Origin of the sequence: Bacillus sp. REN10, assembly GCF_016820555.1 — a bacterium.
Classification (GTDB): domain Bacteria; phylum Bacillota; class Bacilli; order Bacillales; family Domibacillaceae; genus Bacillus_CE.
The window spans coordinates 25,217-37,001 of sequence record NZ_JADHDW010000004.1 but is presented as its reverse complement, the minus strand read 5'-3'; the positions used below and the strand labels follow the sequence as shown (position 1 = coordinate 37,001).

General features: G+C 41.0%; 11 protein-coding genes. 5 read left to right on the top strand and 6 right to left on the bottom strand.

Translation table 11 applies throughout. The features are described from left to right. Position 1: 1 nt before the first annotated feature. From IRB43_RS07580 to IRB43_RS07565, 4 genes are all read right to left on the bottom strand, one after another. Positions 2–760 (bottom strand): iron ABC transporter ATP-binding protein, encoded by a 759-nt coding sequence (locus tag IRB43_RS07580; RefSeq protein ID WP_203362859.1) that lies wholly within the window; start codon positions 758–760, stop codon positions 2–4. Next, entirely contained in the window at positions 754–1,704 is a 951-nt protein-coding gene (locus tag IRB43_RS07575; RefSeq protein WP_203362858.1) for an iron chelate uptake ABC transporter family permease subunit, read from the bottom strand. Before IRB43_RS07575 ends, IRB43_RS07580 begins: the two co-directional genes overlap by 7 nt. Beyond that, positions 1,697–2,647, bottom strand: a complete 951-nt coding sequence (locus IRB43_RS07570) for an ABC transporter permease (protein ID WP_203362857.1) — start codon at positions 2,645–2,647, stop codon at positions 1,697–1,699. The genes IRB43_RS07575 and IRB43_RS07570 overlap by 8 nt, the downstream gene beginning before the upstream one ends. Positions 2,648–2,809: 162 nt before the next feature. Beyond that, a complete protein-coding gene (locus tag IRB43_RS07565) occupies positions 2,810–3,253 on the bottom strand; it encodes a MarR family winged helix-turn-helix transcriptional regulator (RefSeq protein WP_238941895.1) in 444 nt (147 codons plus the stop codon). A gap of 323 nt (positions 3,254–3,576) precedes the next feature. Here IRB43_RS07565 and IRB43_RS07560 point away from each other — a divergent pair, with 323 nt between their 5' ends. The 5 genes from IRB43_RS07560 (at position 3,577) to IRB43_RS07540 (ending at position 9,710) form a co-directional block, all read left to right on the top strand. Further along, the gene (locus tag IRB43_RS07560; protein ID WP_203362856.1) at positions 3,577–5,724 is read left to right on the top strand and encodes an MMPL family transporter; all 2,148 of its coding nucleotides are present in this window, start codon (positions 3,577–3,579) and stop codon (positions 5,722–5,724) included. 139 nt (positions 5,725–5,863) lie between these two features. Next, positions 5,864–6,547, top strand: a complete 684-nt coding sequence (locus IRB43_RS07555; protein WP_203362855.1) for a response regulator transcription factor — start codon at positions 5,864–5,866, stop codon at positions 6,545–6,547. Between the two features lie 4 nt (positions 6,548–6,551). Further along, positions 6,552–7,916 (top strand): ATP-binding protein, encoded by a 1,365-nt coding sequence (locus tag IRB43_RS07550; protein WP_203362854.1) that lies wholly within the window; start codon positions 6,552–6,554, stop codon positions 7,914–7,916. A 12-nt stretch (positions 7,917–7,928) separates the two neighbouring features. Continuing rightward, positions 7,929–8,822, top strand: a complete 894-nt coding sequence (locus IRB43_RS07545; RefSeq protein WP_203362853.1) for a PepSY domain-containing protein — start codon at positions 7,929–7,931, stop codon at positions 8,820–8,822. Between the two features lie 87 nt (positions 8,823–8,909). Further along, complete coding sequence (locus IRB43_RS07540) at positions 8,910–9,710, top strand: PepSY domain-containing protein (RefSeq protein ID WP_203362852.1); 801 nt, start codon at positions 8,910–8,912, stop codon at positions 9,708–9,710. A 93-nt stretch (positions 9,711–9,803) separates the two neighbouring features. On the opposite strand, the gene IRB43_RS07535 is transcribed toward IRB43_RS07540, so the two are convergent. Together IRB43_RS07535 and IRB43_RS07530 are read right to left on the bottom strand one after the other, a co-directional pair. Beyond that, a complete protein-coding gene (locus IRB43_RS07535) occupies positions 9,804–10,982 on the bottom strand; it encodes a DEAD/DEAH box helicase (RefSeq protein ID WP_203362851.1) in 1,179 nt (392 codons plus the stop codon). A 73-nt stretch (positions 10,983–11,055) separates the two neighbouring features. Next, complete coding sequence (locus IRB43_RS07530; RefSeq protein ID WP_203362850.1) at positions 11,056–11,688, bottom strand: spore coat protein; 633 nt, start codon at positions 11,686–11,688, stop codon at positions 11,056–11,058. Positions 11,689–11,785 lie beyond the last annotated feature (97 nt).

Genomic DNA, 11,785 nt, shown 5'->3' with positions numbered 1-11,785 from the left:
CCTATTTAAAATATACGCAAATTTTGCAGTTATTTACGGTTTCAATATTCATATCCATTTCATAAATATCTTTCAGCACTTGACGATCCATCATCTCGTCGACCGATCCTTGCTTGGCAATTTTTCCATCCTTTAAAGCAACAATATAATCGGAATAACAAGAGGCGAAATTGATATCATGAATGACAATGATAACAGTTTTACCTAATTCATTCGTCAATCGGCGCAGCACCTTCATGATTTGGACCGAATGCTTCATATCCAAATTATTCAGTGGCTCATCAAGCAATACGTATTCGGTATCTTGAGCGATGACCATCGCGATAAAAGCGCGCTGACGCTGCCCTCCACTTAATTGATCGAGATACTTGTGTTGCATATCTTCAAGTCCCATATAGCAGATGGCTTCATCAACATGCTGCCAATCCTCTTTTTTTAACTTTCCTTGTGAATAAGGAAAACGGCCGAAGGAAACGAGTTCCCTTACAGTCAGGCGTAAGTTGACATGGTTGGTTTGCTTTAAAATTGCAATTTTTTTCGCCAATTCTTTGCTGTTGGATTGCCCCACTTCTTCCCCATCAATGAAAATGTCACCTTCATCTTTTGTAATCAAACGGCTAATCATCGATAAAAGCGTACTTTTTCCCGCACCATTTGGACCGATAAAAGAAGTAATCTTTCCTTTAGGAACACGAACAGATACTTGATCAATCACCGCTTTGCTTCCATATAACTTGGACACTTCTTGTACTTCTACCATTGTTTATTCTCCTTTAATAGTAAATAAATGAAATAAACTCCGCCGATAAAATTAATGATGACACTTAGCGTGGTACTAAAAGTAAAGATGTGCTCGACAATGAACTGTCCGCCAACGAGGGCAATAATACTAATCAGGATCGAACCTGCTAATAAGTAAGAATGCTTATATGTTTTAAACAACTCATACGCCAAGTTCACAACAAGTAGCCCTAGAAATGTAATAGGACCAATTAACGCCGTCGACACTGAAATTAAAATCGCGACAACAACGAGCAACCTTTTCACGATATAATCATAATCCACTCCAAGATTGATCGCGTGTTCTTTCCCGAGCGATAACACATCAAGATATTTCATAAATCGCACGAAGTACATAGAAACAAGAACAATCAAAAGAACAGCTAACGATAACACATCCGTTTGCACATTGTTAAAGCTGGCAAACATCTTCCCTTGGATCATCATGAACTCATTCGGATCAATGAGCACTTGCATGAATGTGGAAAAGCTTTGAAAAAATGTCCCGAAAATTAAACCGATCAACAATAAGAAATAAATATTCGCCCCTTCTTTTTTAAACAAGATTTTATACAGGATGCCAGAAAAGATCATCATCAGCACCACTGAAATTAGAAAGTTCACTTGCTTATTAATAATCGTCAAGTTGGTGGAGCCTAACATAAAAATAAGAACAGTTTGAATGAGCATATAGAGCGAATCCAGACCTAAAATGCTCGGTGTTAAAATTCGGTTATTCGTAATCGTTTGAAAGATTAACGTCGCAAAGGCAATCGATGCACCTGTTAACACAATCGCGAAAATTTTCCAGCCTCGCTTCGGTAAAGCGTAATCCCAATTGTACCCAAGATCCGTAAACAAAAAGGCGACAATGCATGCAATCGCGGTTACCGCGAGGATTAATAATTTCTTTTTTTCATTCATAAGCTTTTCTCCTCATCAGCATGTAAATAAAGATACCGCTACCGATTACACCAACTGTCAACCCGATCGGAACCTCGTATGGGTAAACAATCATACGGCCGAGAATATCGCAAAATAGAACGAACACAGCACCAAGCAATGCCGTATGGGCTAAGCTTTTCTTCAGATGATCCCCTTGATAAATCGAGACGATATTCGGAATAATTAATCCTAAAAATGGAATAACCCCAACTGTTAACACAACTAAAGTCGTTGATAAGGCAACAATCGTCAGACCGATATTCACAACCTGCTTATAATTGAGCCCAAGATTAACAGCAAAGTCTTCACCCATTCCTGCAAGATTGAACTTATCGGCATAGAAATAAGCAATCATTAGCATCGGAATACTGATGTACAACAACTCATACCGACCGGAAGTTACCATCGAAAAATCACCTTGTAGCCAAGCAGCAATATTTTGAATCAAGCCATACTTGTAGGCGAAAAACGTCGTCATCGAACCTAAAATATTCCCGAACATTAACCCGACGAGCGGGATAAAAATGGCATCCTTCATTTTGATTTTGTCTAGTATTTTCATAAATAGAAACGTACCAGCCATCGCAAAAATAAAAGCAATGATCATTTTTTCTAACATCGTAGCGGATGTAAAGATGATCATAGAAACTAAGATTCCTAGTTTCGCAGAGTCCATCGTTCCGGCTGTCGTCGGTGAAACAAATTTATTACGGCTCAATTGCTGCATAATTAACCCGGCAATACTTAAGCTCGTTCCAGCGATAATAATACTAATGAGTCGGGGAATCCGGCTTTTCCAAAAAATAAGCGATTGTTCATTCGAGAAGTTGAATAAATCCAATGGAGAAATGTGTGTAACTCCCACAAACAATGAAGCAATCGATAATACAAGTAACACGATGATTAAATATCTTTTTTTCATAACAATCGTAGCGACTCTCCTACAGAGATTTTTACTGTTCAAAGCAGAAAATGATATTCATTATCAATAATGGATAAAAAAATAATTCTTCTTATGACAATACTTGTCACAACAAGTATTTACTTAGAAAAATCAGTCAGCTTTTTTCCTCTTTTTTAAAAATTACTTTAAGTTGGCTCTTACTTGATCGAGCACCTTTAAACAAATCGCAAACTCTTTGTCATCGACTCCACAGGAAGCCTCAGCAATCGTTTGCTCAGCCAGCATGGTATAGCTTTCTTTCATTTGCTGTCCATGCTCCGTTAAATAAATTAAATTGACGCGGCGATCGTTCGGGTGGGCTCTACGTTCAACCAAGTTACGCTTGATCAAATTATCAATCAGGCGCGACACGCTCGGCTCGTCTCTTTCATTCAATATAGCCAATGCATGTTGCGTTTGCCCGTCCTTCTCATATAACCGGCTCAAAATTTGCCATTGTTCATGAGTTAACGAAAACCCATTCTCTTTAAAATGACGGTTCAGCCTATTTGTCATTAAGCGAGATGCTTGAAAAAGCTTATAACCAAGAGAATCCTCTAACCGATACTCTTTCTTCTCCATCATTGCTTTCTCCTTTAACAGCTATCCGTCTCACATTGTACAAACATATACTTGTTTATGCAAGTATCTTGTAAGAAAACAATAGAAAAGGACCAAACCCTATTTCAATGACCTAACGACCCGAACAACGAATTCTCCCTCCTCGGCACAAATGAAATTCATTCTCAAGATACATTTTAAATGATAACAATTATCAATGTCAACAGATAACACAAAAAATCAATACTTACCATTTTCCAAACAAACATCGGTATCGTATGATTAGAAGAAAAGCGAGAACATCGAAGAAACAACGCCAATACAAAAAAGATCGGAGGAACATCATAATGAACAACATTGCTTCCCTCCTCGTTCGTTCCCATAAATGGCTGCTCGCGCTATGGCTTATTTTTTTCATAGTGATGGGTTATTTCGCCATTCAGCTGCCTTCTTTGCTTGAAGGTGATGGGTTTCGGAAAGATGGAGAGTTTGAACAAGTTCAAAAAGAATTGAATAAAACATTCGAGTTTCCAGAGTCTACTTTACTGATTTTATTCGAAAAACAAACGAACAACTCAGATACTGAATTTCAAACGAAAATCAAGGATACGCTAAGTGCTCTGGATGAACAAACAACTACAACGAAGATTCAGTCACCGCTGAAAGACCCTGCTTTAATGAAATCGGATAAGGCCTATGCCGTTCTCCAATTTGATGAAAAGCTAGAGGATATGTCAGATGAAATTCAAAAGGTAAGAAAGGTAATTAAGGATGAAGCGGGCGTATCCGTCACTGGCTCGCCTGTTCTGTCCAAAGATATTAACCAAGCGAGTCAAGATGATTTAAAGCGAGCTGAATTAATTGGGCTTCCTGTCGCTTTAGTTGTCTTATTATTTGCCTTTGGAACCGTTATGGCTTCGATTTTGCCGCTCGTTGTCGGGGCCATTACGATTATTATTAGTTTCGGCTTGTTAACATTTATCGGAAAAGACGTTAACTTATCGATTTTCATTTTAAATATTACGCCGATGATTGGGCTGGCGCTTTCGATTGATTTTTCGCTATTATTCATTAATCGCTACAAAGAAGAGCTCAAGAAACAAACAAAAACAGAAGCGATTATTACGACGATTCAAACAGCGGGTCGCTCGATTATTTTCTCTGCGGTTTGTGTGTTTATTGGGCTTGGCGCGATGCTTGTCATTGAAGTGGATATCTTCGCCAATGTCGCCATTGGGGGCATGGTGGTCATCGCGATTGCGGTGCTCGGATCATTAACATTGCTTCCGGCGATGCTATATGTGCTTGGCGATCGCATTCATAAATGGCGTATCGTTCGCACCGACCGCGACACTCAGGCGCGTTGGCGTACATTTGCCGGAGCTGTTATGAAGCGCCCGGTGTTGATTACCCTTGCCGCGATCACGATTTTAGTCATCGGTATGCTTCCTGTTCGGGATATGCAATTAGCGATTCCGACAACGGATTCATTGCCAAAGCATTTTGAATCGCGCATTGCTTATGAAAAAATTGAAGAAACATTTATGAAGGAAAATAAAAGTACCATTTATGCGATAGCCGAGCGGCCAGATGGTTGGCTCAATGAAGCGGGATTAGAAGAGATGAAACAGCTGCAAGACACGCTCAGCAGCGAAAAAGAAGTAACGACGATCGATACATTATTTGCCGCAAGCCAAATCGATGATCCTGCACAACTAGCGGCAGCACTAGACCAACCGCCCATGCGGAAACAGCTCGAACCTGCGATTGAACCATTTGTGCAAGGAAAGAAATTGCTGATCCCGATTCACTTAAGTGTCGAGGCAAGCTCCAAAAAAGCACAAACACTCGCCCGCACTTGGAGTGAAAAAGAGTGGCCAGTTGATATCCAATTTGGTGGCCAGCCGAAGTTTAACCAAGAAATTTACGACGAGATTTACGATAAAATCGGACTCGCGGTCGCGATCATTTTAATCTCAACGTTTATCATTTTAATGCTCGCTTTCCGTTCGATCATCATTCCGCTCAAAGCGATTATTATGAATGTCGTTGGTTTAACATCCACATTCGGCATTCTCGTCTGGATCTTCCAAGAAGGTCACTTCGGATTACCCGAAATGGACATTGCCTTAGTGTTACCTGTGCTTGTGTTCAGCCTGGTGTTTGGCTTAAGCATGGATTACGAAGTGTTTTTAATTTCACGCATTCGTGAGTTTTATTTAAAAACAGGCGACAACACCGCATCGACCGTCGAAGGGCTAGCGAATACAAGCAAAGTCATTACTGCCGCTGCCCTCATTATGATCGTCATCACCGGCGCCTTTGCCTTCACCGGTGTGACCCCTGTTAAACAAATCGGCGTCGGCATTGCCATTGCGATTGCCATTGATGCCACGATCATCCGCTTGCTGCTCGTGCCAAGTTTGATGAAGCTGTTGGGTGATTGGAACTGGTGGTATCCGTTTGGTGGGAAGAGAAAAGAGAAAAGCTTGTAAGACGAATGGGGGTCGGAAGTTCATTGCTTCCGACCCCCATTCCCATCGTAGTTGATAGCCTATATGTCCTTATTCTTTAAGATGCATATAATCTCTGCTAAAATTAATAGTAAAATAGTCACCCACTGAGAGGTAAATCATGTCACATAAAATTTTAATTGTCGAAGATGAAGAAAAAATTGCGCGCGTCATACAGTTGGAACTGACTTACGAAGGCTATGAAACGGAAACCGCTTCAACAGGTACAGAGGCTTTGGACAAATTTCATAAAGGTCAATGGGATTTGATTTTACTTGATGTCATGCTTCCTGGCTTAAGCGGCATGGAAGTATTGCGGCGCATCCGTTCAAACGACTCTATTGTTCCTGTTATCTTACTAACTGCCCGTGATTCTGTCATTGACAAGGTCAACGGGCTCGATCACGGAGCCAATGATTATATGACAAAACCCTTCCAAATTGAAGAACTGTTAGCTCGCATTCGAGCGTGTTTGCGTATGACTAGCTTACTTTACCAAGAGAAACAGCTAGACATTCAAATCAGTGATTTACGGATTGATGAAAAAGCGAGAGAAGTGACAAGAGGAGGACAGACGATTGAACTAACGCCTCGTGAATTTGACCTGTTATTATTTCTAGCTCAACATCCACAACAAGTACTCAATCGCGAACAAATTTTAAATGATGTGTGGGGGTTCGACTATTATGGGGATACCAATGTGGTCGATGTCTATATTCGTTATTTGCGAAAGAAGATGGATCATGGCTTCAGTAAACCACTTTTGCATACCGTTCGAGGCGTTGGTTACATGTTAAAGGAGTAAAAAAGTGAAAATTAAGCATAGAATCCAACTTTTAACGACGATCGCTTTATTAACAATCTTGATCATCATTAATGGATCTATTTACTTTGTATTTGATCAAGTAACTAAACAAGGAGAGCTTGACCGTTTAAAACGGGAGGCTGTTCATATTATGGAAGGTCTAAACCAAGAAGGGGCCGAAACGATTGACCCAGCTACGTTATTACAACCATCTCTACCTGCCAATGGAATGATTCGTGTCATTAACCAACAATCCAAAGTCATTATTCGACAAGAAGTAGATAGTCAACAGCCTATCCCTGTAAAAGATACACACTTTGATCACCGTTCAACAAATGGAATTTATGAAAACAAAGGCATTGCTTATGTCTTCGTTCGCGTGCCCATTATCTGGTCGGATGGAAAAGTCGCCTTATTAGAAGTAACTGAAAGTCTAGAAGAACCACAAAAAAATTTAGCATTGTTGAAAAATGTATTAGTGATCGCTTCACTCGTCGTCTTAATCCCAACGTTTATTGCCGGCCGATTATTAAGTAATTTCATTTTGCGCCCTGTTAATTCTCTCATTCAAACGATGGAAGATATTGCAACGCGAGGCATCTTCAAGAAAATCCCATTAGAAAAACGTTCACAAGATGAACTGTATAAAATGGGTAACACATTTAATAAAATGATGGATTTACTCCAACAAAACTTTGAAAAGCAACAACAATTCGTATCGGATGCCTCTCATGAGTTAAAAACTCCCTTAACGATTATTGAAAGCTATGCTAAATTGCTCAAGCGTTGGGGGACGATGAAGCCGGAAATCCTTGAAGAAGCCGTGGAAGCTATTTATTCAGAAGCCGTTCGGATGAAACAAATGACGAATCAAATGTTAATGCTGGCTAATAATCAAGCTGAATGGAAAGTGGAAATGAAAGATATCGATGCAGTTTCCCTTTGTCGGTCGACTGCTGAACAGTTAGAAAAGGCTTATCATCGCCCGATTCAGGTGCAAACAACGAGCGAGACCATTCCCATCACTACAGACGAACAAAAACTAAAGCAAATTCTTGTTATTTTATTAGACAATGCCATTAAATACAGCACGAAATCCATTGAATTGACGGTGGATCAGCAAGTAGACGGCATCTTTTTGTCCGTAATGGATTATGGGATGGGCATCCCTAAAGCGGATCTAGATCATGTATTTGATCGTTTCTTTCGGGTAGATAAAGCACGAAATCGAGATACAGGTGGCACAGGACTTGGGCTATCGATTGCTAGAAAGATGGTCGATGCACTAGACGGACAGATTCAAGTGGAAAGTGAAGAAGGACAATGGACACGAATGACCGTGTTTATCCCTTCTCATAACCAAGGGTAAATGGAGGTCATGATGAAGCGGAAATCAATCCTGATTATATCAAGTAGTTTGATCTTACTCATTCTAATAGCTAGTGTTCAACCAATGATGGCTAAACTCAAACCGGACCTTTTAGCTGACAGTGAAATTAAGAAGACGATCACGAAGCAATACCCTGGAACGATTGAATCGATTCAATTGAAACAAGGCGATAAAAAATCCGTTTATTTAGTGGAGCTAATTAATGAGAAAGGCATCTATCAAGTAACAGTCGACGCTTATGAAGGAACAGTGGTGGAATTAACAGAACAATCATTAGCCATCACAGAGGAAGAAGCGAAACAAATTGCTCAACGGACAGTGGCTGGAACGATACAAGCGGTCACAGCACCGTCACCAACTGTGTATATGATCAAGGTACAAACACCTAATAAAGAAATCGTTACGATAGAAATTGATAGGCAAACAGGAAAACTACTTTCTCAGTCAGATCCGCAGCCGCAGCCTGAGCGGATGACGGAGCAACAAGCGAAAGAATTGGCATTGCTAGAAGTCCCGGGAGTGATACAAAATATCACGCGTAAAGAAGAGAATCATCAACAACTATTATTGATCGAAATTCAACAAATGAAACAACAGAGAACGATGGTAGTGATTGATGAAGCAACCGGAACGATCAAACAAACGTACCAACTCCCAACATCAGCTACAACAATTAGTGAACAAGAAGCGAAATCGATTGCTTTAAAACGTACAGATGGAGAGGAGATTTCCTATCTTCAGCTGCTAGAAACAAGCGAGGGAGCTGTGTATCAAGTATTGATTGAACATGATGATGAAACAGTCGACGTTCGTGTTCATTCCGTCACTGGAGAGGTCTTATCCATCACGACGATAGCAGATGATGATGACGACGATGAGGATTAACCATTCTCATCAAATTTTAATCTTTTCCTTATTTTTCTTTAACCTTCCTTGTTTATGATAAAGATAGTTTAAAAGGAGGGCGAAGAAATGAGAAAAATAGTCTGGACAACCGCACTAGTAGGTGTATTAACAGTGAGCGGCTTAGCAAATTCAGCTACAGCCGAAAGCAACGCTGTCTATCAACAAGCAAGCAAAAAGAATTCATTCGTAAAAATTTCACATGAACAAGCGAAACAAATTGCTTTAAAAGAAGTGAAAGGGACTGTAAGAGATATTGATCTAGAACGCAACAATGGCGAGTGGATATATGAAGTTGAAATTAAAACAACAAAAGGTGAAAGAGAAGTTGATGTCCATGCCCAAACAGGCAAGATCCTTTCTAAAGTTGACTCCAATAAGAAAGCGTCTGTGAAAATTACCTATGAACAAGCGAAACAAATTGCTTTAAAGCATAGAAAAGGCACTGTCGCAGATATTGATTTAGATCTTGCCCGTGGCCAGTGGGTGTATGAAGTGGAAGTAAGAACGAAGAATGGCGAGAATGAAGTATATATCGATGCTCAAACGGGTGAAGTGTTATCGACGAATAATGAAGATTGGCATGATGATCAGTGGAACGATTCACGAAACGATCAAGTGAGCATCACACGTGAACAAGCAAAACAAATTGCTTTGAAAGAAGCCTCTGGAAAAGTCGTAGAAATCGACCTAGATCATAAACGTGGAAAATGGGTGTATGAAGTCGAAGTACGAACAGCGAGAAGCGAGGTAGACATCTACATTGATGCCCAAACAGGAAGCGTCCTATCCAAACAATACGAAGACGATTTTTGGGATGACGACGAAGAGTATGACGATGACGACTGGGACGAAGAATACGATGATTAATGATAGAAGGCTGTAGATGGACTGCAATATGTAAAATCTCACCTACAAGCGAAAAAGTTTACTAAATAAAACCAGCCCTCGGGCTGGTTTTGCTTATTTTCTACGGTTATTTCTTTTACTAGAAGGACGTTTTGCCCGATTGCTAACAACCGGCAACTCCCCAACCTCGACTTCTTTTCGCTCGAGCTTACGACCAAGCCCTGTTTCAAGCGCATTCAATAAGTCTTTGTCTTTCAATGCGACAAAGGTGAAGGCCGCTCCTTCTTCCCCCGCTCGCCCGGTTCGTCCGATTCGATGAATGTAGCTTTCGACATCTTGTGGAATGTCATAGTTAAATACGTGCGTCACTCCCTCAACATCTAGCCCTCTCGCCGCTACATCCGTCGCCGCCAGCAAATGCAGCTCACAATCGCGGAATCGCTTCATCACTCTCTCCCGCTTGGCTTGGGATAAGTCACCATGTAATTCGTCAATGTTGTATCCCTTCGCTTTCAATTCGTCGCAAAGCTTGCTGACTCGGCGTTTTGTCCGGCAAAAAATAATGCCTAAAAACGGCTGGGTTTCATCGATTGTTTGACAAAGTGCCTGTTGTTTTCGACGATCGGTCGTTTCGATGACATACTGGCTAATTTTTTCCACTGTCATCTCTTTACTTTGCACTTGAATCGAACGCGGCTCGCGCATATAGCGTTTGGCCAATTTCCGCACCTCTTTTGGCATCGTTGCGGAAAACAAAGCAGTTTGTCTTGTGAATGGCGTTTCGCGAATGATCGATTCGACTTCATCGAAGAAGCCAATATGCAGCATTTGATCCGCTTCATCAAGAATTAGTGTCGATACATCTGTTAAATCAATCGTTCCTCGGCGAATATGATCTAACAAGCGACCCGGCGTTCCGACAACAATATGTATGTGCTGCTTCAGTCGTTTCAATTGTTGCTCGACATCTTGTCCGCCATACACCGCTAACACATTCACATCTTCTTCTTTCGTTAATTGCTGTAACTCGCTCGTGATTTGTAGGGCCAATTCACGCGTCGGCGTCACGATTAATGCTTGAATGAAGTTTTTTTCCGTATCTATTTTTTCAAGAATCGGCAGTAAAAAAGCAAATGTTTTTCCCGTACCAGTCTTGGCTTGTGCAATGACGTCTTCTCCGTTTAATAAAAATGGAATCGCTTCTTGCTGGATTGAAGTTGGTTCTGTCACGCTTTGGTCGCTAAGCTTTTTCGCCCAGCGCTCGTTAATTCCTAAATCGATAAAATTATTCATTAGTTCACCTCTTTGTTCATTATAACAGTAAACAGAAACGCCATCCTCGAAAAAGGACGGCGTTTCTGTTTTTTTAATGGGCGGTTGGGTTACCTTGAGGATTCCCTTGAGCAGGAGCAAAGGCTTGAACCATTTGCTGCATATCCTGCTGGGAGAATTGCGGCACTTGATAGTAATGATGTTTGTTTTGATAAATGGAAATTTCATACGCCATTTCAATGCAGTTCGGTACGGAATCGGCAAGTACGCGGCGAACGACAGGGTTGGTCACTTCACAAGCGGCCATTGCTTTTGTGGCAGCTGAAGCTTTCACCGCTCCAAGCATCAATCCGGACACGTTCTCATCTGTGATTTCAGAAATAGACTGTATCGGCTTCTTCGGTTGGGTTGGCGTAAGTCCATAAATGAAGTCATTATCCTGAGTCATCTGATAGCTCTGTGTCGGAATCGACGGATCTTGACCAGAACGGAAACAATCCACCGTGGTATTGTATTCCTGCTGCATAAATTGATATTGTCGATCGAGAATACCAAGCAGCTCCTGATCCTTCACGTACTGTCGCAGCATCGTATATTGATTCATCGCTCCGATTGAACCCGATAACACCTCATGTACATCCATTACCTCATGACCGCCATGATTTAATTGAGGAGACACGGCCCCAGTTTCCATATTCTGATGAGTTTGCCCACTTTGAAATTGCATTGATTCATCCCCCTTGTAAGTGATAGCCGTACCTTGGTAGTATGTGTGATAATCTGAAGCTTATTCGTGAAAAAATGACTCATGTGGCGATCCCGTT

Excerpts from the sequence above, each read along its gene's own strand:
- IRB43_RS07580 (WP_203362859.1), bottom strand. The coding sequence starts at position 760 with ATGGTAGAAGTACAAGAAGTGTCCAAGTTATATGGAAGCAAAGCGGTG.
- IRB43_RS07575 (WP_203362858.1), bottom strand. The coding sequence starts at position 1,704 with ATGAATGAAAAAAAGAAATTATTAATCCTCGCGGTAACCGCGATTGCA.
- IRB43_RS07540 (WP_203362852.1), top strand. The coding sequence starts at position 8,910 with ATGAGAAAAATAGTCTGGACAACCGCACTAGTAGGTGTATTAACAGTG.
- IRB43_RS07570 (WP_203362857.1), bottom strand. The coding sequence starts at position 2,647 with ATGAAAAAAAGATATTTAATCATCGTGTTACTTGTATTATCGATTGCT.
- IRB43_RS07565 (WP_238941895.1), bottom strand. The coding sequence starts at position 3,253 with ATGATGGAGAAGAAAGAGTATCGGTTAGAGGATTCTCTTGGTTATAAG.
- IRB43_RS07530 (WP_203362850.1), bottom strand. The coding sequence starts at position 11,688 with ATGCAATTTCAAAGTGGGCAAACTCATCAGAATATGGAAACTGGGGCC.
- IRB43_RS07560 (WP_203362856.1), top strand. The coding sequence starts at position 3,577 with ATGAACAACATTGCTTCCCTCCTCGTTCGTTCCCATAAATGGCTGCTC.
- IRB43_RS07545 (WP_203362853.1), top strand. The coding sequence starts at position 7,929 with ATGAAGCGGAAATCAATCCTGATTATATCAAGTAGTTTGATCTTACTC.
- IRB43_RS07535 (WP_203362851.1), bottom strand. The coding sequence starts at position 10,982 with ATGAATAATTTTATCGATTTAGGAATTAACGAGCGCTGGGCGAAAAAG.
- IRB43_RS07555 (WP_203362855.1), top strand. The coding sequence starts at position 5,864 with ATGTCACATAAAATTTTAATTGTCGAAGATGAAGAAAAAATTGCGCGC.